Below are 26,346 nucleotides of genomic sequence, written 5' to 3' on the forward strand. Positions count from 1 at the left end.
CTCGACGACCGCCCCGACCTGGACGACCCCGAGGCCCCGGCCCCGGCCCCGCCGTCGGCGTGAGCGCCACGCGCCTGCTCCTGCTGCGCCACGGCCGCACCGCCTGGAACGACGCGGCCCGCATCCAGGGCCAGGCCGACGCCCCGCTCGACGAGGTCGGCCACGCCCAGGCACGCGCCGTCGCGCCGGTGGTCGCCGCGATGCGGCCCGACGTGCTGTGGTCCAGCGACCTCTCGCGGGCGGCGGACACCGCGTCCTACCTCGCCCAGGCCGCGGGGCTCGTCCTCGTGCGCGACCGGCGGCTGCGCGAGACCGGGCTGGGGGAGCGGCAGGGCACGACGCACGCCGACTACGTCCGCGAGCACCCCGAGGAGTACGCCGCCTTCCGCGCCGGCGACTTCGACGTCGTGCCCGGCGGGGAGCGGGGCGCCGACGTGCGGGAGCGGATGGTGAGCGCCCTGCGCGACCTGCTCGACGCCGTGCCGGCGGGCGGGCTCGGCGTCGCCGTCACCCACGGCCACGCCGCCAAGCACGCGGTCGCGGGCCTCCTCGGCTGGCCGCCGGAGGCGCACCTGGGGCTGCACGGCCTCGACAACTGCGGCTGGGCACTGCTCGACCGCCCCAGCGGCGACGCCCCGCCCGGACCGCTGCGGCTGCGGGCGTGGAACCAGCACCTCGACGCCGTGCCCGACCCACGACCGGCCCCGCTGCCGACCCCCGATTTCGACTCGTCGGCGGGTTGTTGCTAGTGTTCCCGAGTCGTCAGGGCCCCCGGGCTCCGACGACCGGCTCGGGGCTGTGGCGCAGCTGGTAGCGCACCTGCATGGCATGCAGGGGGTCAGGGGTTCGAGTCCCCTCAGCTCCACCGAGACGACAGGCCGGTCACCGCACGCGGTGGCCGGCCTCTCGCGTCCTCGGAGCGGGACGCGCGGCTACCCTCGGCGCGTGCCCGCCGACCCGACCGCCGACCCCGCCCTGCCTGCCGCGCTGCCCACCTGGGACGACGCGGCCCGCCCCACCACCACGGCGTACGCCGAGGTCGACGCCGCCGCGCGGGCCCACGGCGACCACCTGCGGCTGATCCACGACGTGTACCGCGACGGCCTGCGCCGCGCCGCCGAGGTGCTCGGGCGCGTCGCCGACGGCACCGCGGAGGTGGGGGAGGCACGCTCCGCGCTGCACGACGTGGGGCTGCGCGCGGCCTACGACCAGCTCGGCTCCTTCTGCGGCCAGCTGTGCCGCGGCATCGAGGTGCACCACCGCATCGAGGACGCCCACCTCTACCCGGCGCTCCGCGCCGCCGACGAGGCGGAGCTCGGCGCGGTGCTCGACCGGCTCGTCGACGAGCACGACGTGGTGCACGCGCTGCTGCTGCACCTCGACGAGGCGTTGCTGCGCCTCGCGCGACCCGAGGCCGGCCCGGGCGACCTCGCGCACCTGCGGCACGGCTTCGACCACCTCGTGCGGCTGCTCGAGTCGCACTTCCGCTACGAGGAGGAGCAGCTCGGCGGCGCCCTCGGCGTGCACCGCGTGCCGGTCTGAGGGTGAGGCCCGGGTGAGGTGAGCCGGCGGCCGTTCGTGGGAACGTCCTTGCCGTGCACAACCTCACCGGGGCCGCGCTCGCCGCGGGCGACGCCGACCGGTCGCTGCGCCTCGACGCCGGCTGGGTCGACTACCTGCTGATCGGGCTCTACTTCGCCTTCGTGCTGGGCGTGGGCGTCCTGGCGCGCCGCTCGGTCTCGAGCAGCATCGACTTCTTCCTCTCCGGGCGCGCGCTGCCGGCGTGGGTGACGGGGCTGGCCTTCGTCTCGGCCAACCTGGGCGCGGTCGAGATCGTCGGGATGTCGGCCAACGGCGCCGACATCGGGCTGGCGACCATGCACTACTTCTGGGTCGGCGCCGTGCCCGCGATGCTCTTCCTCGGCGTCGTGATGATGCCGTTCTACTACGGCTCGAAGGTGCGCAGCGTCCCGGAGTTCATGCGGCGCCGCTTCGGCACGGGCGCCCACCTCGTCAACGCGCTCAGCTTCGCGGTGGCGCAGCTGCTCATCGCGGGCATCAACCTGTCGCTGCTCGCCGTGGTGCTGGAGGTGCTGCTCGGCTGGTCGCTCTACCTCAGCCTGGTGGTCGCCGCTGCGATCGTGCTGACCTACACCGCGCTGGGCGGGCTCTCGGCGGCGATCTACAACGAGGTGCTGCAGTTCTTCGTCATCGTCGCCGCCCTCGTGCCGCTCACCTTGCTGGCGCTCAACAGCGTGGGTGGCTGGAGCGGGCTGAAGGAGCGCGTGGCCGAGAGCCCCGGCGGCTCCGAGCAGCTCTCGACGTGGCCGGGCACGGCGCTCAGCGGCTTCGACAGCCCGATCCTCTCGGTCGTCGGCATCGTGCTCGGCCTCGGCTTCGTGCTGTCCTTCGGCTACTGGACGACCAACTTCGTCGAGGTCCAGCGGGCGATGGCGTCGAGCTCGATGTCGGCCGCGCGCCGGGCGCCGGTGATCGGCGCCTTCCCGAAGATGTTCATCCCCTTCGTGGTGGTCGTCCCGGGCATGATCGCCGCGGTCTCCGTGAGCGAGCTGGTCGACCTGAAGGCGGGGGAGGCCAACGGGGCGGAGTACGACGACGCGATCCTCTACCTGATGCGCGACCTGCTGCCCGACGGCATGCTCGGGGTCGCGATCGCCGGCCTGCTGGCCTCCTTCATGGCGGGCATGGCGGCCAACATCTCGGCCTTCAACACCGTCTTCTCCTACGACCTGTGGCAGCAGTACGTCGTGAAGGACCGGCCCGACGGCTACTACACGCGGGTGGGGCGCTGGGCCACCGTCGCCGCCACCGTGGCGGCCATCGGGACGGCGCGGCTCGCGGCGTCCTACGACAACATCATGGACTACCTCCAGACGCTCTTCGGCTTCTTCAACGCCCCCCTCTTCGCCACCTTCATCCTCGGCATGTTCTGGAAGCGGATGACGCCGACGGCCGGCTGGGCGGGGCTGGTGGCCGGCACGGCGTCGGCCATCGGCGTGTGGGTCCTGAGCGGCGACGTCACCGGCACCATCACCCTCGCGGGGCAGGGCGCGGCCTTCGTCGCGGCGGGGGTCGCCTTCGCCGTGGACATCGTCGTCAGCGTCGTCGTCAGCCTCGCCACCAGGCCCCGAGCGGAGTCCGAGCTGCGCGGCCTCGTCTGGTCGCTGACCCCGAAGGAGGACTTCCACGACCCGGAGGAGGCGACGCTGCCGTGGTGGCAGCGGCCCACCCGCCTCGCCGCGGTCGGCCTGGTCGTCGTCCTCGCCCTCAACGTCGCGTTCGCCTGAGGAGGCACCCGTGAGCAGCAGCGAGACCACCGGCGGCGCCGGGAGCGGGACGGGCGAGCGGGAGCCGCAGGCCCACCGGGCCGGGGCCTTCGACATCCGTGTCTTCATCGGCGCCCTGCTCGGCCTCTACGGCGCGATCCTCCTCGCCACGTCCGTCCTCGGCACGACCGAGGCGGAGCTCGAGAAGGCGGGCGGGGTCGACGTCAACCTGTGGACCGGCCTCGCGCTCCTCCTGGCCGCGGCCGCCTTCGTGGCGTGGGCGCGGCTGCGTCCCGTGGTCGTCCCGGCGGAGCCCGACGAAGCGGGCGAGGAGCCCTCTCCGCGCTAGCCTGCACCGTGCAACGACGTCGCCCCTGGCGTACGTCGAGGGTGCAGGACCGAGGGGCCGCCACGGGCGGTCGGGCAGGAGCAGCAGGGGTGTCACCGAGCGCAGGAGCGCGCAGCCCGCTGCCGGTCCTCGTCACCGCCGTCCTCGTGGTCGCGACCGCCCAGCAGCTGCTGATCCCGGTCATCGCGCCCCTCGCGCGCCAGGTGGGCCTCGCCGAGGTCTCGGTGGGCTTCGTGATGACCTGCGCGGCCCTCGTCTACGCCGTCACCAGCCCGCTGTGGGGGCGGGCCGTGGACCGCGTGGGCCACCGCCGGGTGCTCGTGGGCGGGCTGGTGCTCGCGCTGGCCGGGCTGGCCGGCTTCGCCGTCGTCAGCGACCTCGCGCTCGGCCGGCAGCTGCGCGGCGACCCCGCGATCGTCTCCCTCATGGTGCTGACCCGCAGCGTGCTCTTCGGCGCCGGCATGGGTGCGGTGCCGGTGGCCGCGATGTCGTGGGTCGCGGCCAACACGGCGACGACGAGCGAGCGGGTGGCGGGCCTGAGCCGCATCGGAGCGGTGCAGGGCCTCGCGATGGCGCTCGGCCCGGCCATCGGCGGCCTGCTGGCCGTGCTCGGGTTGCTGGCGCCCGTCTGGCTCGCCCCGGCGCTGGTCGTGCTGGTCCTCCTGGGCGTCCTCGTGGCCCTGCCGCGGCGCCCGCGTGCGGTGCCGGCCGTCGACGGCACGGGCGCGGCCGTCACGCCGCTGCCCCGGGTCGCGCTGCGGCCCTGGGACGCCCGGCTGTGGCCGGTGATGGTCGTCGGCTTCGGCATCTTCCTCAGCCTGGGGCTCACGGTGGTGCCCCTCGGCTTCCTGGTGCAGGACCGCCTCGGCGTGACCGGCACCGAGGCGGTCCGCGCCGCCGCGGTGGTCTCCTCCTGCGCCGGCATCGCGATGGTGGTGGTGCAGGGCCTCGTCGTCCCGCGGCTCGGCTGGGCGCCCTGGCGGCTGCTGCGCACCGGGGTGCCGGTCGCCGGGCTCGCCGTGCTGGGCCTCGTCGTCGCCGACACCCAGGTGTGGATGTGCGCGGCCATGGCGGGCGTCGCGGCGGGCGTCGGGCTCGCCGCCCCGGGCTACACCTCCTCGCCCACGCTGCTCGTCGGGCCCGACGAGCAGGGCTCGGTGGCGGGCCTGGTGCAGATGGTCACGGGTGCGACCTTCGTGCTCGGCCCGCTCAGCGGCTCCGCGCTCTACGCCGTGGCCCCGGAGCTGCCCTTCGTCGCCGCCGCCGTGATGTGCGGTCTCGGCACCGCCTTCGTGTGGGTGCGCCGCTCGCCGGTGCCGGCGGTCGCGGTCGGCGCCCCGGTGCCCGCGGCAGACCCCGAGGCCGCCCCCGCCACTGACCCCGAGGCCGACCCGACCGCCGCCACGCAGGCGGCGGCGACCGAGGAGGTCACGACCGCAGCCGCGGTCCGAACGTGAGGGAGAACGGGTCGGCCAGCAGGTGCAGCACGGGGCGGGCGCCGTCGAGCCAGCCCAGGGGACCGTCGGCCGGGAGCTCCCACGTCGCCGAGGCCCGTCGCACGCGCCCGCCCGCCCGGATGCGGGTCGCGACGGTCTCGCCGGCCAGGGTCTGCACGACCCGGCCGACCAGCGGCAGCGGCAGCCGGAGCGCCGGGCCGCGCGCCGCGGCGTACGTCGCGCGGGCCGCGACCCGGCCGTCGACCAGCGCCGCCGTGGTGGCGGCGCCGGCGCGGCCCGTCGGTGCGGCGGTGCCGTCCGGGAAGTCGGCGAGGTCCTTGGGGATGCCCCACAGCCCCCGGCCCCCGGCCAGGCTGACCTCGCTGTCGACCCAGATGTCGGTGATGCTGAGCGCGACGCCGCGCCCGTGCCGCGCGAGGACGCCGGCGAGGAGCTCGTGGTAGGCCATGAGTCCGGTCGGGGCGTAGTCGACGAACGCGGTGACGGCGAGGGCGCGGCCGCGCGCGACCAGCGGCCGGGCGCCGTCGGGCAGGGCCGGCACGCGCGCCGCGTCGACGCGCCAGGCACCGACCTGGCCGGTGCCCTCGAGGTCCCAGGGCTCGGGCGGGTAGGCGGTCACGACGAGACCTCCTCGGGGGTGCGGTGGACGACGTGCAGCGGCAGCAGCCGCAGGGCCGCCGGCGCGCCGGGCGGCACGACCGGCGCCCGCGGGGGCACCGGCGCGAGCCGCTCGTAGGGCGCGCCGAGCGGCGGCCGCGGGTCGCGCTCGCCCTTGTTGGGCCACAGTGCGGTCGCGCGCTCGGCCATCGCGGTGATGGTGAGCGAGGGGTTCACGCCGAGGTTGGCCGCGACGACGGAGCCGTCGACCACGTGCAGGCCGGGGTGGCCGTGCACGCGGTGGTAGGGGTCGACCACGCCGTGCTCCGCGTCGAGACCCACCGGGCAGCCGCCGGTGAAGTGCCCGGTGATCGGCACGTCGACGAGGTCGGTCACCCCGGCGCCGGCCACCCCGTCCATGTGGCGGGCGGCGCGGCGCGCGACGTCGTGCGCGGCCGGGATCCAGGTGGGGTTCGGCTCGCCGATGCCCTGCCGGGTCGTCATCCGCCGGCCCCAGGGACGCCGCACGGTGAAGGTGGTCAGCGAGTTGTCGAGGCTCTGCATCACCAGGAACGGCACGGTCTGCTGCGACCACCGGCGGGGGTCGTGCAGGCGCGGCAGGTCGCGCCGCTGCCGCCACAGCTCGCGCACTGCCAGGGCGAGCCGCGGCCGCCCCGGCTCGGGGTCGGTCAGGACCGCCATCATCAGGCCCATCGTGCCGGACCCCTTGCCGTAGCGGCACGGCTCGACGTGGGTGTCGCCGTCGACGTGCACGGAGGAGGTGATCGCCACGCCCTCGCTGTAGTCGACGTCGTCGCCGCGGGCGCGCACGCCCAGGATCTGCTCGGAGTTGGTGCGGGTGAGCTCGCCGAGGCGCGGCGAGAGGTGCGGCAGGCTGCCGCGGTCGCGCAACCGGTGGAGCAGCCGCTGGGTGCCGAGCGCGGCGGCGGAGAAGACCACGTGCTCGGCGGTGAAGGTGCGCCGGCCGGCCCCGCGGCGCCGGGCGGCGAGCCGGTCGGTGGGCCGCGTGGTCACGGCGTATCCGCCGCCCGGGAGCGGTCGCACGTCGGTGACCGTGGTGAGGGCGTGGACGACCGCCCCGGCACGCTCGGCGAGGTGGAGGTAGTTCTTGACCAGCGTGTTCTTCGCGCCATGGCGGCAGCCCGTCATGCACTCACCGCAGTGGCGGCAGGCGCGGCGCTCGGGCCCGACGCCGCCGAAGTAGGGGTCGGGCACGACCTCGCCGTCGGCCACGCCGTGGTCCTCGCCCAGGACGACGCCGACGTCGGTGGGGCCGAAGGTGTCCTCGACGCCGAGCTCCTCGGCGACCGCGCGCACGACGCGGTCGGCGGGGGTCGTGCGGGTGTACGTCGTGACGCCGAGCATGCGCCGCGCCTGGTCGTAGCAGGGGGCGAGCTCGTCGGCCCAGTCGGTGACGTGCGCCCAGTGCGGGTCGTCGAAGAAGGCGCGCGGCGGCTGGTAGAGCGTGTTGGCGTAGACCAGCGACCCGCCGCCGACCCCGGCGCCGCTGAGCACCAGCACGTTGCGCAGCAGGTCCACCCGCTGGATCCCGAGCAGCCCGAGCGAGGGCTTGAAGAGGTAGTCGCGCAGCTGCCAGGACGTGGCGGCGAACTCGTGGTCGGCGAACCGGCGCCCCGCCTCGAGGACGGCGACGCGGTAGCCCTTCTCGGTCAGCCGCAGGGCGGTGACGGACCCGCCGAAGCCGGAGCCGACCACCACGACGTCGTGGTCGAAGCGGTCCCCGTGCCCGCCGTCCTCGGCGGCGGCGGTGCTCACGAGGCGGTCTCCCGGGTGCGGGCGGGCACCGCCGGCTGCGCGGGCAGGTCGTGGTACTCGGTGAAGGAGACGCGGGCGAGGCGGTGCTCGTACTCGCGGGCGAGGCCGGGCCAGTTGGTGCTCACGGTGCCGCCGTCGTTGTACCAGTTCGAGCACTGCGTCCAGACGCTGTCGGCGAGCCGCGAGCCCATCTCCGCCTCGAAGGCCTCCGCGACCTCGGGGCGCACGTCGAGGCACTCGACGCGGCCGGCGGCGAGGGCGTCGACGACCTGCACGACGTAACCGGCCTGCGCCTCGAGCATCTGGATGATCGAGGACCCGCCCAGGTTGGTGTGCGGGCCGTAGACGACGAACATCTGCGGGAAGCCGGGCACGGCGAGGCCGAGGTGGGCGTGCGCCTTGCCGCCCCACACCTCGTGCAGGTCGGCGCCGCCGACGCCGGTGACCTCGAGCGTCTCGAGGAAGCGGGTCGCCGCGAAGCCGGTGCCCCAGACCAGCACGTCGGCGGCGTGCTCGCGGCCGTCCGCGGTGCGCACGCCGTGGGGCAGCACCTCGGCGACCGGCTCGGTCACCACCTCGACGTGCTCGCGGGCCAGCGCCGGGTACCAGTCGTTGCTGAACAGCACCCGCTTGCAGCCGATCGGGTAGTCGGGGCGCAGCCGACGCCGCAGCCGGCGGTCGCGCACCTGCACGAGCAGGGTGACCTCCCACGCGGCGCGCAGGGCGGGGGTCAGCACGCTGCGGTGGGTGAAGGAGCGGTTGAGCCACTCCGAGATCGCCCGGGTGAGCCCGCGCCCGAAGGCCTGGGTCGGCGGCAGTGCGCGGAAGGCGGCGCCGTGCAGGCGGGTGTAGGCGCGGTCGGGCTTCGGCACGACGTACGGCGCGGAGCGCTGGAAGACCGTCATGGCGCCGACCCGGTCGACGATGCCGGGCACGAACTGGATCGCGCTCGCCCCGGTGCCGACGACGGCGACGCGCTTGCCGGTGAGGTCGACGTCGTGGCGCCACCGCGCGGAGTGGAAGGCCGGGCCCGCGAAGTCGTCGAGGCCGGGCAGCGCGGGCACGACCGGCTGCGAGAGCTGGCCGACGGCCGGCACGAGGACGTCGGCCTCCAGCACCTCGGTGCGTCCGCCCGTCTCGACGGTGACCTGCCAGGTGCGGCTGCCCTCGTCGAAGACGGCCCGTCGCACCGCCGTGCCGGTGCGCACGTGGGGGAGCAGGCCCTCGGCGGCGGCGACGCCCCGGACGTAGTCGAGGATGTCGGGCTGCTGGCTGTAGCGGCGGGGCCACGACGGGTGCGGCGCCCACGACCAGGAGTAGAGCGAGGACGGCACGTCGCAGGCGGCGCCGGGGTAGGTGTTGTCGCGCCACACGCCGCCGACCTCGTCGGCGCGCTCGAGCACCGTGACGTCGGTGTGGCCCGCCTGCAGCAGGGCGCGCAGCACGGTCAGGCCGCCGAAGCCCGCGCCGACCACCAGCACGCGCGGGGCGCGGCGGGACCCGGCGGCGGCGTCACGGGCGCGGGGGGCCGGGCGGAGGGGGGTGTCCATGCCCGGCACGCTAGGGGCCTCCACGTGTGACGAGCGAGACATCCGCGGCCAGCTGGTCGAGAATTGCGGACACCTTGCGGCAGGATGGCGGAGTGCTCGAGCTGCCCCGACCGGCCTCGCCGGCGACCCGCCGCCCCGACTTCCCCCGCGGGGTCGGCAGCACGGTGCTGCTCGTCGAGTACGCCGCCTCGCGCGGCCTCGCTCAGGAGGCCGCCCTGCGCGGCAGCGGGCTGACCGCGGCCGACCTCGCCGACCCCGACCGGCAGGTCACCGCCGAGCAGGAGCTGCGGGTGGTGCGCAACCTGCTGGTGCTGGTGCCCCGCGAGGAGCAGGCGGCCGCCGGGCGCGAGGTCGGCCGGCGCTACCACGTGAGCACCTTCGGCATCTTCGGCTTCGCGCTGCTCAGCAGCCCGACCGTGCTCGACGCCGTCGACGTGGCGCTGCGCTTCTGGGACCTCAGCTTCGCCTTCGCGCTGCCCGAGGCCCACCTCGAGGGCGACGCCGTCGTCTTCTCGCTCTCCACCACCGGGGTGCCGGCCGACGTGCAGCCCTTCGTGCTGGCCCGCGACGCGGCGGCGGTGGAGACGGTGCTCGACGAGCTGCTGCCCGGCGAGCCGGCCCCGCGCTTCGAGCCCGGCACCCACCGGCTGCCGCTGCCCGCGGCGTACCTCTCCCGCGCGCTGCCGCAGGGCAACCCCGGCACGCTGGCGGTGTGCCGGGCGATGTGCGAGGACGTCGTGATGGCGCGCCGGGCGCGCAGCGGCCTCGCCCAGCGGGTGCGGGTGCTCGTGACCCAGCGGGTCGCGGCGGGCGCGGCGATGGAGGCCGTCGCCTCCGACCTGGGGATGTCGGGCCGCACGCTGCGGCGACGGCTGGCCGAGGAGGGCACGAGCTACCAGGCGCTGCTCGACGAGGTGCGCGAGTCGCTCGCGCTCGAGATGCTCGGCACCGGCCGGCTGCCGGTCGAGGACGTCGCGCTGCGCCTGGGCTACGCCGAGGCGTCGAGCTTCATCCACGCCTTCCGGCGCTGGCGCGGCACCACCCCGGCCGCGCACCAGCGGGCGCTGCGCGAGGCCGGCGACCCGGCCTAGGGCTCAGGTGATGGTCATGCCGCCGTCGACGGCCAGCGTCTGGCCGGTGACGTAGCCCGCGGCGGGGGAGGAGAGCCAGACCAGCGTGGCGGCGAGCTCGCGCGGGTCGCCCTTGCGCCCGACGGGGATGCGCGGGCCCTGCGACTCGAGGTAGCCGTCGGGGTACTGGTCGGTCATCTCGGAGGTGAAGAAGCCCGGGGCCAGCGCGTTGACGCGGATGCCCTTGCGCCCGGTCCACTGCTGGGCCAGGTCGCGCGTGAGGCCGATGAGCCCCGCCTTCGACGCGGCGTACGCCGCCTGGGGCAGGCCGGCGGTCGTCAGGCCGAGGACGCTGGAGATGTTGGTGATCGACGAGCCGGGGCGCATCACCCGACCGCAGGCCTGGGCCATCCAGTAGCAGCCGTTGAGGTTGACGTCGATGACCTGGCGGAACTGCTCGGGGGTCTCGCGGGTGGCCGGGACGGCGGTGCCGATGCCGGCGTTGTTGACGAGCACGTCGACGCTGCCGAGCTCTCGCACCGCGGTCTCGACCAGCGCGGTGCACTGCTCCGGGTCGGCGACGTCGGTGGCGACCGTGACCACGCGGCGGCCGAGGTCGCGCACCATCGCCGCGGTCTCCTCGAGCCGGTCGGTGCGTCGGGCGCCGAGCGCGAGGTCGGCACCGGCCTCGGCGAGCGCCTGGGCGAAGGCGACGCCGAGGCCGCTCGACGCGCCGGTCACGACGGCGACCTTGCCGTCGAGGGAGAACATGTCGGAGATCGTCATGGCCGCACCCTAGGCCCCCCGCCGCAGCGCGCCGGTCGGGCGCGGTCGGGCGCGGCTCAGGAGGCCGGCAGCTCCTCGCGCGGCAGCCCGAGGGTGTCGCGCAGTGCGTCGAGCGCGCTGACCCGCGGTCGCCAGCCCAGCTCGGTCCTCGCGCGGGTGGTGTCGACCAGCGCGGGGTGGGCGAGCGCCTCGACCCACTGCGCGGGCTGCGGCAGCCCCGGGAAGGACGCGGCGAGGCGGGCCGCGGCGTGCGCCGGCCCGGGCGGCAGCGGCACGGGCACCCCGCCGAGGACGCGCACGACGTCGGCGGCGGTGACGACCTCGTCGGCGGCCACGTTGTAGGCGCCCGGCGGGCCGGCGCCGAGCACGCAGAGCAGCAGCGCCTGCCCGACGTCGCTCTCGTGCACCAGCTGCAGCGGGACGTCGGGCACGGGCACCGGCACGGGTGGCAGCCGCTTCGGCAGGTGCGCCAGCAGGTCGCCCAGCGGCCCGGCGAGGCCCTGCGCCCACCCCGGCAGCGGCAGCCGCTTGCCGCCCGCGGCGTGGGGGCCGAGCACGATCGGCGGGCGCAGCAGGTAGAGCTCGGGGCCGCCCGGCTCGCGCTCCTGCTCCTCGCGCAGCAGGGTCTCGAGCTCGGCCTTCTCCTGGGCGTAGAAGAGGCGCTCGGCGGGGCGGGTCGGCCAGTCCTCGGTGATGCCGAGCGGGTTGTCGGCGTGGAAGCCGTAGGCCGCCACCGAGCTGGCGTAGACGAAGCGGCGCGCGCCGACCTCGCGGGCGGCGCGGTAGGCGTTGAGCGTGCCCTGCACGTTGATCGCGCGGCTCTGCGCCGCGGAGCCGCCGGTGATGAGGAAGGCCAGGTGCACCACCACGTCGGCGCCGGCGAAGGCCTCGACCAGCCCGGCGGCGTCCTGCACGTCCCCGCGGCGGTAGTCGGTCTTCACCCACCCGCGCGCGGCCGGGTCGACGGCGCTGCGGGCGGTGCCGACGACGCGGGCCACCCGCTCCTCGGCCTCCAGCAGGGGCACCAGGCCGGAGCCGAAGGTGCCGGTGGGGCCGGTGACGGCGACGGTCAGCTCGCTCTCGCTCATGGCGCGCAGGTACCCCGACGCCGGTGTCTGCAGCGGCTCCGCGACCGGTATCCTCGCCCTCGTGACGACGCAGCGCCGGCTCGCATGAGCCAGACCAGCCCGGACCAGCCTGCGAGCCGCGACGCCGCGACGTACGACGTGGCGGCGGTGCAGGAGAAGTGGCTGGCCCGCTGGGCCGAGCTCGACCCCTTCGCCGCCGACGACGGCGCCGTGGCGCGCGGGGAGCGCGAGAAGCGCTACGCGCTGACGATGTTCCCCTACCCCTCCGGCGACCTCCACATGGGCCACGCCGAGGTCACCGCGCTGCACGACGTGCTGGCGCGCTACTGGTGGCAGCGCGGCTACGAGGTGCTCAACCCGATGGGCTGGGACTCCTTCGGACTACCCGCCGAGAACGCCGCGATCCGCAACGACGCGCACCCCGCCGACTACACCTACGGCAACATCGACACGCAGTTCGAGTCCTTCCGGCAGTACGCCGTGAGCTTCGACTGGTCGCGCCGGTTCAACACCTCCGACCCGGAGTACTACCGCTGGACCCAGTGGCTGTTCCTCAAGCTGCGCGAGCAGGGCCTGGCCTACCGCAAGAAGAGCCCGGTCAACTGGTGCCCCCACGACCAGACCGTGCTGGCCAACGAGCAGGTCGTCGACGGCGCCTGCGAGCGCTGCGGCGCGGAGGTCACCAAGCGCGAGCTGACGCAGTGGTACTTCCGCACCACCGCCTACGCCCAGGAGCTGCTCGACAGCCTCGACGACCTGCAGCACACCTGGTCGACCAAGGTGGTCAACGCCCAGCGCAACTGGATCGGCCGCTCCGAGGGTGCCCACGTCGACTTCGCGCTGGACCTGGCCGACGGCGGCGAGCGGACGGTCACCGTCTACACGACGCGGCCCGACACCCTGCACGGCGCGACCTTCATGGTGGTCGCTGCGGACGCCCCGCTCGCGGCCGAGGTCGTGGCCCCGGAGCAGCGCGAGGCGCTGGCGGCCTACCTCGAGGAGACCCGCAAGGCCTCCGACATCGACCGGTTGGCCACCGACCGCCCCAAGAGCGGCGTGCCGCTGGGGATCGAGGCGACCAACCCCGTCACCGGCGAGCGGATCCCGGTGTGGGCCTCCGACTACGTGCTGGCCGACTACGGCACCGGCGCCATCATGGCCGTGCCCGCCCACGACCAGCGCGACCTCGACTTCGCGAAGGCCTTCGGCCTGCCCGTGCGCCGGGTGGTCGACACCGGGGAGGACAACCCCGAGGAGACCTACGTCGCCACCACGGGCGACGGCACCTACGTCAACTCCGGCGACCTCGACGGACTGTCCGACAAGGCCACCGGCATCGCGCGCACGGTCGCCCGGCTCGAGGCCGACGGCCTGGGCTCGGGCGCGGTGAACTTCCGGCTGCGCGACTGGCTGCTCTCGCGCCAGCGCTACTGGGGCGCGCCGATCCCGATCATCCACTGCCCGGTGGACGGCGAGGTCGCCGTGCCCGAGGAGCAGCTGCCGGTGCGGCTGCCCGAGCTGCGCGGCGCCGACCTCAAGCCCAAGGGCGTCTCGCCGCTGGGTGCGGCCACCGACTGGGTCTCGGTCGAGTGCCCGACGTGCGGCGGCCCGGCGCAGCGCGACACCGACACCATGGACACCTTCGTCGACTCGTCCTGGTACATGTTCCGCTACTGCTCCCCGCACGACGACACCCAGCCGTTCGACCGCGACCTGGTCAACGCGTGGATGCCGTGCGACATCTACGTCGGCGGCGACGAGCACGCCGTGCTGCACCTGCTCTACGCACGGTTCTTCACCAAGGCGCTGCGCGACCTGGGCCTCGTCGACTTCGACGAGCCGTTCTCGGCCTACCTGAGCCAGGGCAAGGTCATCAACGGCGGGCGCAAGATGAGCAAGTCGCTCGGCAACGGCGTGAGCCTCGGCAGCCAGCTGGCGGAGTTCGGCGTCGACGCCGTGCGGCTCACGCTGGTCTTCGCCAGCCCGCCCGAGGACGACATCGACTGGGCCGACGTCTCGCCCGCCGGGTCACTGCGCTTCCTGCAGCGCGCCTGGCGCCTGGCCGGCGACGTCACCAGCGAGGTCGGGGCCGACCCGGCCGCCGGCGACGAGGCGCTGCGCCGCGTCACCCACCGCACCGTCCACGACGCCGCCGGGCTGGTCGAGTCGCACCGCTTCAACGTGCTGGTCGCCCGCACGATGGAGCTGGTCAACGCGACCCGCAAGGCGATCGACTCCGGCCCGGGAGGGGCCGACCCCGCGGTGCGGGAGGCCGTGGAGGCCGTCGCCGTCCTGCTCTCGCTCGTCGCGCCGTACACCGCCGAGGAGATGTGGGAGGCGCTGGGTCGCGAGGCCTCGGTCGCCCGGGCCGGCTGGCCGCACGTCGACGAGGCGCTGCTGGTCGAGGAGTCCGTGACCGCGGTCGTGCAGGTGCAGGGCAAGGTCAAGGCGCGCCTCGAGGTGGCCCCCGACGTGTCCGAGGCCGACCTCGAGGCCACGGCGATGGCCCACCCCGACGTCCAGCGGGCGCTGGCGGGCAAGCAGGTGCGCAAGGTGGTCGTGCGCGCACCCAAGCTCGTCAACGTCGTCGCGGGCTGAGGGTCTGGGACGCACCGTGGGCGGCCGCCCCGTCGTCGTCACCGACTCCACCGCGAGCCTGCCGCCCGCGCTGGTGGCGGAGCGCGGCCTCGTCGTGGTGCCGCTGCAGGTGGTCATCGGCTCCGAGGTGGTCGCCGAGGGCGACGAGGGCGCGACGCCCGAGCGGGTGGCCGAGGCGCTGCGCGCCTTCGTGCCGGTGAGCACGTCGCGCCCGTCGCCGGAGTCGGTGCTCGCGGCCTACGTCGAGGCGGCGCGGGCCTCCGGCACCGACGAGCTGGTCTCGGTGCACCTCTCGGGCGACATGAGCGGCACCGCGGAGTCCGCGCACCTCGCCGCGCGGGAGGCGGCCACCCGCCACGGGCTGCGGGTGCTCGTCGTCGACACGCGCCAGGTCGGCGTCGCGACCGGGTACGCCGCGCTGGCCGCCGCCGACGTCCTCGACGCCGGTGGGTCGGCCGACGAGGCGGCCGCGGCCGCGCGCCGTCGCGCGGCCGCCGCGACGTCGCTCTTCTACGTCGACACCCTCGAGCACCTGCGTCGCGGCGGGCGCATCGGCGCCGCCGCCGCGCTCCTCGGCAGCGCCCTGGCCGTCAAGCCGCTGCTGCGCATCGAGGACGGCCGCGTCGGCTCGCTGGAGAAGGTGCGCACCTCGGCCCGCGCCCTGAGCCGGCTCGAGGACCTCGCCGTCGAGGCGGCGGCGCTCGCCGACGACGGGCTGCCCGGCGAGGACGACGAGGGCCTGCACCACGAGCAGGTGCCCGTCGACGTCGGCGTCTTCCACCTCGCCAACCCCGACCGCGCCGCCGCGCTGGCCGCTGCGCTCGGTGAGCGGCTCGCCGACCGGCTCGAGGGCCGCGAGGTGTGGTGCGGCGAGCTCGGCGCCGTCCTCGGTGCCCACGTCGGCCCCGGCATGGTCGCGGTCTGCACCTCGCCCCGCGTCTGACACCTGCGTCGGGGCTGCCCCCGGCGCCTGCGTCCGGGGCCGCTCGACGTGCACAGGCGGGGTCGGCGCGCCGGTCGTCCACAGGTCGGTGGTGACCCGGCCACGGGCGGCCCGCGGATTCCTAGCGTCGCCGCCATGCGACCTGCCCGCTCCCGCACCGCACGCGCCCACCAGGAGGTGGTGCACCGGCGTCTCGCGCTGCTCGCCGCCGAGCTGGCGGCCGCCCCCGGGCCCGCGGTGCGCCCCGACCCGGGCCACGAGGTGGGCCCCGACCCGGGTCAGGAGGTGCGCCCCGAACCGGGTCACGCGGGCGGCCCCGACGTCGCGCGCGGGACGGACGTCGTGTCCGGCCGCGCCGCGCCGGCCGAGCTCCCGGTGCCTGGGCTCCCGGTGCCCGTGCTCCCCGTGCCCGAGCGCCCCGTGCCCGAGCTCCCCGTGCCCGTGCTCCCCGTGCCCGTGCTCCCCGTGCCTGGGCGCCACGCGGCGCGGCGGCCGCGGCCGGCGCCGGCCGCCGCCCTGCGCGCCCGGGTCGCCGCACGGCTGCCCCTCGCGCACGCCGCGTCGTGGCGCGCCTCCGAGCGCGCCGGGGAGCCGGGCAGCTGGCGGCTCGGGCCGACGCACCTGTCGGTGGTCGCGGTGGTGGTGGCCGTCGCGCTGGCCCTGACGACGTGGTGGGTCGTGCGGGCGACCCCGCAGCAGGTGCCGCTGCCGCCGGCCGCGCCCGTGGCGCCGCTCCTGCCGGCGGCCGTGCCGTCCGTCGAGGCCACCGAGGTCCCCGGGTCCGCGGCCCCCGGCACCGCGGCCCCCGGCGCTGTGGCCCTCGCCGGCGCCTCGCCCGCGGCGACGGGTGCCGGGCAGGAGGTGGTGGTGCACGTCGCCGGTGAGGTGCGGCGACCGGGCCTCGTGGTCCTGCCGACGGGCAGCCGCGTCGCCGACGCGGTCGAGGCGGCCGGCGGTGCCCGCCGCGGCACCGACCTCACCACCCTCAACCTCGCCCGGCCGCTCGTCGACGGCGAGCAGGTGGTCGTCGGCGCGCCGGCCGGGACCGCCGCGGGCGGCGGGCCGCTGCCCGGCCCCGGCGCCGGACCGGGGGCCGCGGGCGGGCTCGTCGACCTCAACACCGCCGATCAGGCGCTCCTCGAGACGCTGCCGGGCGTCGGCCCGGTCACGGCCACCGCGATCCTCGACTGGCGTGCGGAGCACGGCGGCTTCACGGCGGTCGAGGAGCTGCTCGAGGTGGACGGCATCGGCGACGCGACGCTCGAGGACCTCGCCCCGCTGGTCACGGTCTGACGTGCCGCGGCCGGAGGCGCTGCCGGAGGGGGAGCGACGCGACCTGCGGGTGCCGGCGGTGGCGCTCGCCGGCTGGGCGGGCGGCCTGGCGGCGCACCTCGTCCCGGCACCGCGGCCGGCGGCGGTGCCCGCCGGGCTGCTGGTCGTGGCGTGCGTGACGGCGCTCGTGGTGCGACGACGGGCGTGCGCCGGGCTCGTGGCGGCGTGCCTGGTGGCGGCGGTGGCCGTCGGCGCCGTCACGGCGCTGCGCCTCGAGCGCAGCGGCACCGGTCCGGTGGCCGAGCTCGCGGCGCTCGGTGCCGCCGTCGACGTCGACCTCGAGGTGACCTCGGATGCGCGTGCGGTGACGGGACGCTACGGCGAGGTCGTGCTCGTCCGCGGCACGGTGGTCGCGATCACCGGCCGCGGCGTGCGCCACGAGGTGCGTGCGCCCGTGCTGGTGCTGGGAGGCGAGGCCTGGCAGCGCGTGCCCCTGGGCTCCCGGGTGCGGGCCGGAGGGCTGCTGGGGGCCGCCGACGACGGGGGGTTGTCCGGGGTGCTGCGGGCGCGGGGCTCGCCCGAGGTCCTGCGACCGCCGGGTCCGCTCTGGCGCGCCTCGGCGGCCGTGCGGGCCTCCTTGCGGGCCTCCGTGGCGCACCGGCCACCGGCCGAGGCCGTGCTCGTGCCGGCGCTCGTGGCCGGCGACGACGCGGGTCTCGACCCCGAGGTCGAGGAGGACTTCCGCACGACGGGGCTGACCCACCTGACGGCGGTGTCGGGCACCAACCTGACCCTCGTCGTCGGCGCCCTGCTGCTCGCGGCCCGGTGGGCCGGTGTCCGCGGTCGGTGGCTGGTGGTCGTCGGCGGGCTGGGCATCGCGGGTTTCGTGCTGGTCGCCCGCACCGAGCCGAGCGTGGTGCGCGCCGCCGCGATGGGCGCCGTGGCCCTGGTCGGGCTGGCCTCGGGAGGGCGTCGCCGCGGGCTGCGCTCGCTCGGGGTCGCGGTGCTGGTGCTGCTGCTCGTCAGCCCGGGGCTCGCGGTGAGCGTCGGCTTCGCCCTGAGCGTGAGCGCGACTGCCGGCATCCTGCTGCTCGCGCCGGGCTGGCGCGACGCCGCTGCGCCGTGGTCGACCCGGCCGCTGGCCGAGGCGGTCGCGGTGCCCGCCGCGGCGCAGCTGGCCTGCACGCCGCTGGTGGCGGCGATCTCGGGACAGGTGAGCCTCGTGGCGGTCCTCGCCAACCTGCTGGTCGCGCCGGCCGTCGCGCCCGCCACCGTGCTGGGCCTGCTGGGCGGCCTGGTGGGGCTGGTCTGGAGTGACGGCGCCCGGCTGCTCGGCACCGGCGCTGCCTGGTGCGTGGGTTGGATCGTGGCGGTCGCGCGGCGCGGAGCGGACCTACCGGGTGCGGCCGTGGCGTGGGCGCCGTCGGCGTGGTCGCTGAGCGCGCTCACCGCCCTGTGCCTCGTCATCGCGGCGGCCGCCCCGTGGCTGCTGCGGCGCCCGCGGCGCGCCGTACCCCTCGCCCTCGCGGGCCTGCTCGTCGTCACCGTGCGCCTGCCGACCCCCGGCTGGCCGGGGGAGTGGTCGGTGGCGGTGTGCGACGTCGGGCAGGGCGACGCGGTCGTGCTGCGGGCCGGGGCGGGTGCGGGGGTCCTCGTCGACGCCGGCCCGGACTCGGCCGCGGTCGACCGCTGCCTCGACCGCCTGGGGGTGCACACCCTCCCGCTGGTGGTGCTGACGCACTTCCACGCCGACCACGTCGACGGGCTCGTTGGCGCCCTCGACGGCCGCGTCGTCGGGCAGGTGGTGACCTCGCCGCTGCCCGAGCCGGCGGGCGGCGCCCGCGGGGTCGCCGAGGTAGCGGCGGCCGCCGGTGCGCCCGTGGCGCCCGCGCAGGTGGGCAGCGCCGGCGTGGTCGGTGCCGTGACCTGGCAGGTGCTCTGGCCGACGCCCGCCGCCGTGGCGGGCGGGGAGGCGGGCGCGGAGGGCGACGCGGCCAACGACGCGAGCGTCGTGCTGTGGGTCGAGGTCGACGGCCTCTCGCTGCTGCTCACCGGCGACGTGGAGCCGCCGGCGCAGCGCGGCCTGGCGCGGCTCCTGGCGGGGGTGCGCGTCGACGTGCTCAAGGTGCCGCACCACGGCAGTCGCCACCAGGACCTCGAGCTGCTCACGGGCCTGGCGCCGCGCCTCGCCCTGACGAGCGTGGGCGCCGACAACGACTACGGCCACCCCGCGCGCGAGGTGCTCCTCGCCCTCGAGGCCGCAGGCGCGCGGACCGCCCGCACCGACGTCGACGGCACCCTGCTCGTCGCGGTCGACGACGGTGAGCCGGTGCTCCGCACGGAGCAGTGACCGCGGGCGCGGCCGAGCACGGCTAGCGCTGCAGCCGCAGCCCGGTGATGGTGAGCACCAGCCGCTCCAGCGTGTACGCCGCGTCGCCGGCCGCGCCCTTCACCTCGGCGTCGGCGCGGGCCACCGCGCGCACCGCGGCGCCGAGGCCGGCGGCGTCCCAGCCCCGGGACTGCTCGCGCAGCGAGCGCAGCTTCCAGGGTGGCACGCCCACCTCGCGGGCGAGGTCGGCCTCGCGCATCCCGCGCGGCGCGGCGACCAGGCGGGCCAGCCCCCGCGCGCTGCCGGCGAAGGCGGAGGTGACCAGCACCGCGGCCGTGCCGCCGTCGACGGCCCAGCGCAGCTCCTCGAGCGCGGCCGCGCGGCGCCCGGAGAAGGCGGCGTCGGCGACCGCGAACGACTTGGCCTCGGCCCGGCCGCCGAAGAACCGGCCGACCTCGTCGGCCCCGATGGTGCGGTCGGGGAAGTCGGCGGTGAGCTGGCTCGCCGCCGCGGCGAGCGAGCGGAGGTCCTGGCCGACGGCCGTGACGAGCGCCGAGCTCGCCTCGTCGTCGATGCGGCCGCCGTGGCGGCGCACCTCGGCGGCGACGAAGCGCGGCAGCTCGGAGGGGCGCAGCTCGGCGGACTTCACCTCCGTCACCGACGCCGCCTTGCGCAGCTTGGCGAGGACACCGGTGCCCTTCTGCCCGCCGGAGTGCACCAGCACCAGGGCGACGTCCTCGACCGGGGCGGCGGCGTAGTCGAGCAGCCCGGCCACGGACTCCTCCGGGAGGTCCTCCAGCCCGCGCACGACCACGCAGCGCGTCGAGGAGAACAGCGAGGGTGCGGCCAGCTCGCCGAGGGTGGCCAGGCTCAGGTCGGCGCCGCGCGCCTCGGAGGCCTCGGCCTCGGCGTCGTGGGCGCGGACCGCGGCCCGGACGGCCTGCACGGTGCGCTCGGAGAGGTACTCCTCCTTGCCGGTGACCAGCGTGACCCGGCCGAGCACGTCGGCGGGGCGGGGGGATGCGGCTGCCATGGTCGGACCACCTTCCCACAGGGCGCCGACAGGCCACGTGCACGGGCGCAGCCGGCCGCCACCCCGAGCACGACGAACGGCGCCGCCCCCGAGGGGACGGCGCCGCGAGTGGACGTCGAGGCGCGCGGGGCGCGCCGGACGGTCAGAGGCTGTTGGCCCGCTTGGCGATCGAGGCCTTGCGGTTGGCGGCCTGGTTCTTGTGGATGACGCCCTTCGAGGCGGCCTTGTCGAGCATGCGCGAGGCAGCCCGGCCGGTCTCGACGGCCTTGTCCTTGTCGCCAGCCTCCGCGGCCTCGCGGAACTTGCGGACCGCGGTCTTCAGGCCGGTCTTGACGGCCTTGTTGCGCTCGCGGGCAGCCTCGTTCTGCTTGTTGCGCTTGATCTGGGACTTGATGTTCGCCACTGATGCGCCTTCGTCTCGGTGTGCGGTGCTGGAGTCGTGGGGTGTCGGCGCGCACGGGCGCCAGACACGAGGAGCAAAGTTACCAGCGCGCCGGTCCGCCCCCCAAATCCACCTCAGGCCCAGCCGCGCCGCTCGCGCAACCAGTCCAGCACCACGTCGCGCTGCCAGGCCTGCGCGGCCCGCAGGTGCGGTGAGGTGGGCGGCACCGGCTGGTCCGCCGCGTGGCAGAAGTAGCCCAGCAGCAGGGCCAGCAGCGCGTCGACGTGCTCGGCCGGCACACCGGTGAGCAGCGGTCGGGCGGCCAGCACGCCCTCGACGTCGAGGCCGTCGCCCCGCGGCCCGACGAGCGCCATCGCGGTGTCGACCCATGCCGCGCCGCGCACCGGCCAGTTCCAGTCGCACAGCACCGCGCTCCCGTCGGCGCGCAGCAGCACGTTGTCGTCGCGCACGTCGGTGTGCACGAGCGTGTCGCCGGCCGTCACCTCGAGCGCCAGGGCGGCGAGGTGGGCGCCGTCGTCGAGCGTGGCGGGGGACAGGTCGGGCCGCGTGGCGCGCACGTGGTCCCAGTGGCCCCGCAGCGCCCCGAACTCCTCGGCGAAGGTGGCCACCGCCAGTCCGGGTGGCACGGGTGTCAACGCCGTCGAGGCCGCCCCGAGCGCGTCGAGCAGGGCGTCGAGCTCCGGTTGCCGCCAGGGTCGCGCCGGCGCCCGCCCCTCGACGTACGCCGTGCAGAGGACGACCCAGCCGTCCTCGTCGAGGACCCACCGCAGGGGGGCGGCCGGTGCCGCGGGCGGGAGGGCGGCGAGCTTGCGCGCCTCCTCGCGGTAGGCCTCGGCGAAGGTGCGCTGGGCCGCGACCGAGGCGGCCTTGACGAAGTGCCGGGTGCCGTCGGCGCCGACGAGGACCGCCGCCATCCCCGGGGTGAAACCGGCGTCCTGCGAGCGCGCCTCGACGACGGTGGTGCCGAGCCGACCCTCGACGCTGCGGCGCAGCAGCGGCGGCAGGTGCGCCCACTGCAGGCGGCGTGCGGTGCGGCCGTGGGGGATGCGGGTCGGCACGGGCGGTCGCACGGCGTCGGTCACGCGGCCATCGTCGCGCACCGGGCGTCGGGGGCCGCCGCGAGGCCGGTCCCGGCGGGCCTCCACGACCCCCCGACGCCCGGCGTGGCTCAGCGCGGCGCGGGGTCGAGGGTGCGGGTGAAGAGCGCCGCGCCCTCGACGTCGCGCAGGGTGACGGTGAGCCGGCCGGTCCGGCCCTCGACCTGGACCTCGCCGAAGAACTGCGAGCCCTCCGCCGGCGAGGTGTTGGGCCGCGGCGCCGCAGCGACGAACTCCCCCCGGGGCCCGAAGGTCGCGTCGAGGGCGTTCGGACCGAAGGCCCCGGCGTTGAGCGGGCCGGAGACGAACTCCCAGAACGGGTCGAAGTCCTGGTAGGTCGCGCGGTCGGGGGAGTAGTGGTGCGCCGCGGTGTAGTGCACGTCGGCGGTGAGCCAGACGTGGTTGCGGATGCCGAGCCGCTTCAGCCCGCTCAGCACCCGCGCGAGGTCGAGCTCACGGCCGAGAGGCGCGCCGCCGTCGCCCTGGGCGATGCCCTCCTGGGCGCTCGCCCCGTCGGGCACGACCAGCCCGATCGGCAGGTCGGCGGCGATCACCTTCCACGTGGCCGTCGACCGCTCGAGCTCGCGCAGCAGCCAGGCGGTCTGCGCCTCGCCGAGCACGCCCCCGTCGGCGAGCGGCTCGCGGTTGCCGGTGTTGGGGTCCTTGTGGGTGCGCATGTCGAGCACGAAGAGGTCGAGGTGCGGGCCGTGGTGGAGCACGCGGTGGAGGCGGCCCTCGGGGTCCGGGGAGACCGGCGCGACCGGCACGTAGTCGTGGAAGGCGCGGCGTGCCCGCGCGGCGAGCACGTCGACGCGCTTCTCGGTGTAGCGGGCGTCCTCGAGCAGCTCGCCGGGGTACCAGTTGTTGGTGACCTCGTGGTCGTCCCACGAGCCGACCTGCGGGGTGGCGGCGAGGAAGGCGCGCCAGTTGTCGGCGAGCAGGTTGTAGCGGTACTGCCCGCGGAACTCGTCCAGGGTCTCGGCGACCTTGCTCTTCTCCGCGGTCACCAGGTTGCGCCAGGTCGAGCCGTCGGGCAGGACCACGCGCTCGCTCACCGGGCCGTCGGCGTAGACGGTGTCGCCGGAGCACAGGAAGAAGTCGGCGTCGCGGGCCAGCATCGCGTCGGCGATGCGGAAGCCGCCGAGGTCGGGGTTGACGCCCCAGCCCTGCCCGGCGACGTCGCCCGACCACAGGAAGGTGACGTCCTGGCCGGCCCGCGGGGCGGTCCGCAGCCGGCCGGTGAGCGGGGCCGAGGAGCGGCGGTCGTCGTCGAGGTCGACCGCCCGCAGGCGGTAGTGCAGCTCGGTGCCGGGGGGCAGGCCGCGCAGGCCCACCTCGCCGGTGAGGTCCGTGTCGGGGGTGACGACCGGGCCGCGCACGGTGCGCACCCCGCGGCGGAAGGACGGGTCGCGGGACACCTCGGCCAGCAGCCGGGCCGGCCGGTCGGCCCGCGTCCACAGGGTCGCGGCGCCCTCGCGGACGTCGCCGGCCTGCACGCCGTGGGTCAGCAGCGGGCGACCGGACCGCACGAAGGCGGGCGCCGTCCGGGCGCGTGCCGGGCCGAGGAGCCCGGGGGCACCGAGCAGGGGCGCCGCGGCCGCGCCGAGGGCGGCCGCGCGCAGCAACGAGCGACGAGCGAGCGCCGGGGAGGACGAGACGGCAGGGACGGTGGGCGAGGGGCGGGGGTCCGAGAGGGTCATGCCCGACACGCTGGCGGAGCCGTCGTACGCCGTCGCGCACGGCAGGTGCCGAGCCGTCGACGGGCAGGTGACCGGGTGGTGGCCCGCGGTCGATTCCGCCGCGCACCCGCGCGGGTGGGAGACTGGGGGCTCCCCGCCCCTCGACCGAGAGCAGCGAGAGCCGCACGTGCCGCCGAAGACCGCGACCCAGGCGCCCCAGCCGGGGCAGACCGCCCCGTCGATCCTGCGCAACTTCTGCATCATCGCCCACATCGACCACGGCAAGTCGACGCTGGCCGACCGGATGCTGCAGCTGACCGGCGTGGTCGACGCGCGCGCCGCCCGCGCGCAGTACCTCGACCGCATGGACATCGAGCGCGAGCGCGGCATCACCATCAAGAGCCAGGCCGTGCGGATGCCGTGGACCGTGCCGGACGGCAACGAGCAGGGCGCGGAGCCGGGCACCTACGTGCTCAACATGATCGACACCCCCGGCCACGTCGACTTCACCTACGAGGTGTCGCGCTCGCTCGAGGCCTGCGAGGCGGCGATCCTGCTCGTCGACGCGGCGCAGGGCATCGAGGCCCAGACGCTGGCCAACCTCTACCTCGCCATGGGCGCCGACCTGCACATCATCCCGGTGCTCAACAAGATCGACCTGCCCAGCGCCAACCCCGAGAAGTACGCCGCCGAGCTCGCCGGCCTCGTCGGCTGCGAGCCCGAGGACGTCCTGCGCGTGAGCGCCAAGACGGGCGTGGGCGTCGAGGCGGTGCTCAACGAGATCGTCAAGCAGACCCCGCCGCCGGTCGGCGACCCCGACGCGCCGGCCCGCGCGCTGATCTTCGACTCCGTCTACGACACCTTCCGCGGCGTCGTCACCTACGTCCGGGTCGTCGACGGCAGCCTGCGCCACCGCGACCGGATCAAGATGATGAGCACGGGCGCGACCCACGAGATGCTCGAGGTGGGCGTCATCAGCCCCGAGCCGGTCAAGGCCGGCGAGATCGGCGTCGGCGAGGTCGGCTACCTGATCACCGGCGTGAAGGACGTGCGGCAGTCGCGCGTCGGCGACACGGTGACCAGCCAGCACGACGGCGCGACCGAGGCGCTGGGCGGCTACGCCCACCCCAACCCGATGGTCTACGCGGGGCTCTACCCGATCGACGGCGACGACTACCCGACGCTGCGCGACGCCCTCGACAAGCTGCAGCTCAACGACGCGGCGCTGGCCTACGAGCCCGAGACCTCGACGGCGCTGGGCTTCGGCTTCCGCTGCGGCTTCCTGGGCCTGCTGCACATGGAGATCACGCGCGACCGCCTCGAGCGGGAGTTCGGCCTCGACCTGATCTCGACGGCGCCCAACGTGGTCTACACCGTGACGATGGAGGACGGCACCGAGCACCTGGTGACCAACCCCAGCGAGTACCCCGCCGGCAAGGTCGCCGAGGTGCGGGAGCCGGTCGTCAAGGCCACGATCCTGGCGCCCAGCGACTACATCGGCACGATCATGGAGCTGTGCCAGTCCAAGCGCGGCACGCTCGGCGGGATGGACTACCTCTCCGAGGACCGCGTCGAGATGCGCTACACGCTGCCGATGGCCGAGATCGTCTTCGACTTCTTCGACCAGCTGAAGTCGCGCACCAAGGGCTACGCCTCCCTCGACTACGACTTCACCGGCGACCAGGTCGCCGACCTCGTCAAGGTCGACATCCTGCTGCAGGGCGAGCCGGTCGACGCGTTCTCGGCGATCGTGCACAAGGACGCGGCCTACTCCTACGGCGTCATGCTGGCGGGCAAGCTCAAGGACCTGATCCCGCGCCAGCAGTTCGAGGTGCCGATCCAGGCCGCGATCGGCGCCCGGGTCATCGCGCGGGAGAACATCCGCGCGATCCGCAAGGACGTGCTCGCCAAGTGCTACGGCGGCGACATCACCCGCAAGCGCAAGCTGCTGGAGAAGCAGAAGGAGGGCAAGAAGCGGATGAAGATGGTCGGCCGCGTCGAGGTCCCCCAGGAGGCCTTCGTGGCCGCGCTCTCCAACGCCCCCAGCGGCGGGGACAAGTCCGGCAAGAAGTAGTGCGCCTGCCGGCCGGTTTCGCCGCGTACGCCGCGCGCGGCCCGGCGTTCGACGACTTCCTCGCCGCTCTCCCCGGCGTGGTCGACGGCCTCGTCGAGGAGTGGCGGCTCACCGTCGACCTCCCGGCCGGTGCGGAGCCGGCCCACGGCTACTGCGCGCTGGTGGTGCCGGTGCGCACGGCCGGGGGAGCGCCCGCGGTGCTCAAGGTCGGCTTCCCCCACGAGGAGGCCGAGCAGGAGCACCTCGCGCTGCGCCACTGGGACGGGCGCGGGGCCGTGCGGCTGCTGCGTGCCGACCCCCACCGCCACGCCCTGCTGCTGGAGCGGCTGCACCGCGAGGACCTCGGGGACCTCTGGGACGTCGAGGCGTGCGAGGTGGTGGCCGGCCTCTACGGCGCCCTGCACGTGCCGGCACCGGCGAGCGTGCGGCGACTCGCGACGTACGCCGAGGGGTGGGCCGCCGGCCTCCGGGCGCTCCCGCGCGACGCGCCGCTGCCGCGTCGCCTGGTCGAGCAGGCCGCCTCCCTCGCGGCCGACCTGGCGGCGGCGCCGGTCGACGGGGGAGACCGGCTGCTGCACGGCGACCTGCACTACGCCAACGTCCTGGCGGCCAGCCGGGCGCCGTGGCTGGCGATCGACCCGAAACCGCTGGCCGGCGACCCGCACAGCGAGGTGGCGCCGCTGCTGTGGAACCGGTGGGAGGAGCTGCTGGGCGCGCACCGCAGCGTGCGCGACGGGATCCGGCTGCGCTTCCACACGGTCGTCGACGCCGCCGGGCTGGAGGAGGAGCGGGCACGCGACTGGGTGGTGGTGCGGGCGCTGACCAACGCCCTGGGACGGCTGCAGGACGAGCCGGGCGCGGTGCGGCAGACGCCGACCGACGCCTACCTGACGCAGTGCGTCACCCTCGCCAAGGCCGTGCAGGGCTAGCGCCTAGC

Annotated in this window: 21 protein-coding genes and 1 tRNA gene; 13 read left to right on the forward strand and 9 right to left on the reverse strand. The window is 75.9% G+C overall.

All coding sequences use genetic code 11. From position 1 onward, the window contains the following. The first annotated feature begins 59 nt into the window (after positions 1 to 59). The 6 genes from BJ989_RS09065 (at position 60) to BJ989_RS09090 (ending at position 5,093) form a co-directional block, all read left to right on the forward strand. Positions 60 to 749 (forward strand): histidine phosphatase family protein, encoded by a 690-nt coding sequence (locus BJ989_RS09065; protein WP_179517928.1) that lies wholly within the window; start codon positions 60 to 62, stop codon positions 747 to 749. 43 nt (positions 750 to 792) lie between these two features. Further along, positions 793 to 865, forward strand: a tRNA-Ala gene (locus tag BJ989_RS09070). An 80-nt stretch (positions 866 to 945) separates the two neighbouring features. Then, the gene (locus BJ989_RS09075) at positions 946 to 1,542 is read left to right on the forward strand and encodes a hemerythrin domain-containing protein (protein ID WP_179517929.1); all 597 of its coding nucleotides are present in this window, start codon (positions 946 to 948) and stop codon (positions 1,540 to 1,542) included. Between the two features lie 104 nt (positions 1,543 to 1,646). Beyond that, positions 1,647 to 3,308, forward strand: coding sequence for a sodium:solute symporter family protein (locus BJ989_RS09080; RefSeq protein WP_218849237.1), 1,662 nt, complete (start codon positions 1,647 to 1,649; stop codon positions 3,306 to 3,308). 10 nt (positions 3,309 to 3,318) lie between these two features. Then, positions 3,319 to 3,636, forward strand: a complete 318-nt coding sequence (locus BJ989_RS09085; protein ID WP_425489987.1) for a hypothetical protein — start codon at positions 3,319 to 3,321, stop codon at positions 3,634 to 3,636. Between the two features lie 89 nt (positions 3,637 to 3,725). Then, a complete protein-coding gene (locus BJ989_RS09090) occupies positions 3,726 to 5,093 on the forward strand; it encodes an MFS transporter (RefSeq protein ID WP_179517931.1) in 1,368 nt (455 codons plus the stop codon). On the opposite strand, the gene BJ989_RS09095 is transcribed toward BJ989_RS09090, so the two are convergent. From BJ989_RS09095 to BJ989_RS09105, 3 genes are read right to left on the reverse strand one after another with little or no spacing between them, the layout of a single operon-like run. Then, complete coding sequence (locus tag BJ989_RS09095) at positions 5,065 to 5,712, reverse strand: acetoacetate decarboxylase family protein (RefSeq protein ID WP_179517932.1); 648 nt, start codon at positions 5,710 to 5,712, stop codon at positions 5,065 to 5,067. The genes BJ989_RS09090 and BJ989_RS09095 overlap by 29 nt on opposite strands. Beyond that, entirely contained in the window at positions 5,709 to 7,487 is a 1,779-nt protein-coding gene (locus BJ989_RS09100) for an FAD-dependent oxidoreductase (RefSeq protein ID WP_179517933.1), read from the reverse strand. Before BJ989_RS09100 ends, BJ989_RS09095 begins: the two co-directional genes overlap by 4 nt. Continuing rightward, positions 7,484 to 9,037, reverse strand: coding sequence for a flavin-containing monooxygenase (locus BJ989_RS09105; RefSeq protein WP_179517934.1), 1,554 nt, complete (start codon positions 9,035 to 9,037; stop codon positions 7,484 to 7,486). Before BJ989_RS09105 ends, BJ989_RS09100 begins: the two co-directional genes overlap by 4 nt. Positions 9,038 to 9,129: 92 nt before the next feature. Between BJ989_RS09105 and BJ989_RS09110 the strand changes: the two genes are divergently transcribed. Further along, complete coding sequence (locus BJ989_RS09110; protein ID WP_218848781.1) at positions 9,130 to 10,128, forward strand: AraC family transcriptional regulator ligand-binding domain-containing protein; 999 nt, start codon at positions 9,130 to 9,132, stop codon at positions 10,126 to 10,128. Between the two features lie 3 nt (positions 10,129 to 10,131). On the opposite strand, the gene BJ989_RS09115 is transcribed toward BJ989_RS09110, so the two are convergent. Together BJ989_RS09115 and BJ989_RS09120 are read right to left on the reverse strand one after the other, a co-directional pair. Next, positions 10,132 to 10,893 carry an SDR family NAD(P)-dependent oxidoreductase gene (locus BJ989_RS09115; protein WP_179517935.1) on the reverse strand — a complete coding sequence of 254 codons (762 nt, stop codon included), beginning with the start codon at positions 10,891 to 10,893 and terminating at the stop codon, positions 10,132 to 10,134. A 56-nt stretch (positions 10,894 to 10,949) separates the two neighbouring features. Continuing rightward, a complete protein-coding gene (locus BJ989_RS09120) occupies positions 10,950 to 11,981 on the reverse strand; it encodes an NAD-dependent epimerase/dehydratase family protein (protein ID WP_179517936.1) in 1,032 nt (343 codons plus the stop codon). Between the two features lie 84 nt (positions 11,982 to 12,065). Here BJ989_RS09120 and leuS point away from each other — a divergent pair, with 84 nt between their 5' ends. The 4 genes from leuS to BJ989_RS09140 all read left to right on the forward strand — a co-directional run bounded on the left by leuS (position 12,066) and on the right by BJ989_RS09140 (position 19,144). Further along, on the forward strand, positions 12,066 to 14,579 hold the full coding sequence (gene leuS, locus BJ989_RS09125; RefSeq protein WP_179517937.1) for a leucine--tRNA ligase: 2,514 nt from the start codon (positions 12,066 to 12,068) through the stop codon (positions 14,577 to 14,579). A 16-nt stretch (positions 14,580 to 14,595) separates the two neighbouring features. Then, positions 14,596 to 15,522: a DegV family protein gene (locus BJ989_RS09130; protein WP_179517938.1), complete on the forward strand. Its 927-nt coding sequence runs from the start codon at positions 14,596 to 14,598 to the stop codon at positions 15,520 to 15,522. Between the two features lie 135 nt (positions 15,523 to 15,657). Continuing rightward, complete coding sequence (locus tag BJ989_RS09135) at positions 15,658 to 16,815, forward strand: ComEA family DNA-binding protein (protein WP_218848782.1); 1,158 nt, start codon at positions 15,658 to 15,660, stop codon at positions 16,813 to 16,815. 1 nt (position 16,816) lies between these two features. Next, positions 16,817 to 19,144, forward strand: coding sequence for a ComEC/Rec2 family competence protein (locus tag BJ989_RS09140; RefSeq protein ID WP_343049220.1), 2,328 nt, complete (start codon positions 16,817 to 16,819; stop codon positions 19,142 to 19,144). 22 nt (positions 19,145 to 19,166) lie between these two features. Here BJ989_RS09140 and holA read toward each other — a convergent pair whose 3' ends face one another. The 4 genes from holA to BJ989_RS09160 form a co-directional block, all read right to left on the reverse strand. Next, entirely contained in the window at positions 19,167 to 20,156 is a 990-nt protein-coding gene (holA, locus tag BJ989_RS09145) for a DNA polymerase III subunit delta (RefSeq protein ID WP_179517939.1), read from the reverse strand. Positions 20,157 to 20,298: 142 nt separating this feature from the next. Continuing rightward, positions 20,299 to 20,559, reverse strand: a complete 261-nt coding sequence (gene rpsT / locus BJ989_RS09150) for a 30S ribosomal protein S20 (RefSeq protein ID WP_179517940.1) — start codon at positions 20,557 to 20,559, stop codon at positions 20,299 to 20,301. A gap of 113 nt (positions 20,560 to 20,672) precedes the next feature. Then, positions 20,673 to 21,641, reverse strand: a complete 969-nt coding sequence (locus tag BJ989_RS09155; RefSeq protein ID WP_179517941.1) for an aminoglycoside phosphotransferase/kinase family protein — start codon at positions 21,639 to 21,641, stop codon at positions 20,673 to 20,675. 86 nt (positions 21,642 to 21,727) lie between these two features. Continuing rightward, positions 21,728 to 23,356: an alkaline phosphatase D family protein gene (locus BJ989_RS09160; RefSeq protein ID WP_179517942.1), complete on the reverse strand. Its 1,629-nt coding sequence runs from the start codon at positions 23,354 to 23,356 to the stop codon at positions 21,728 to 21,730. Between the two features lie 166 nt (positions 23,357 to 23,522). Here BJ989_RS09160 and lepA point away from each other — a divergent pair, with 166 nt between their 5' ends. After that, on the forward strand, positions 23,523 to 25,409 hold the full coding sequence (gene lepA / locus BJ989_RS09165) for a translation elongation factor 4 (protein ID WP_179517943.1): 1,887 nt from the start codon (positions 23,523 to 23,525) through the stop codon (positions 25,407 to 25,409). After that, positions 25,409 to 26,338 carry an aminoglycoside phosphotransferase family protein gene (locus BJ989_RS09170; protein ID WP_179517944.1) on the forward strand — a complete coding sequence of 310 codons (930 nt, stop codon included), beginning with the start codon at positions 25,409 to 25,411 and terminating at the stop codon, positions 26,336 to 26,338. The genes lepA and BJ989_RS09170 overlap by 1 nt, the downstream gene beginning before the upstream one ends. Positions 26,339 to 26,346: the final 8 nt, after the last annotated feature.

Source organism: Nocardioides perillae (genome assembly GCF_013409425.1).
Taxonomy (GTDB): domain Bacteria; phylum Actinomycetota; class Actinomycetes; order Propionibacteriales; family Nocardioidaceae; genus Nocardioides; species Nocardioides perillae.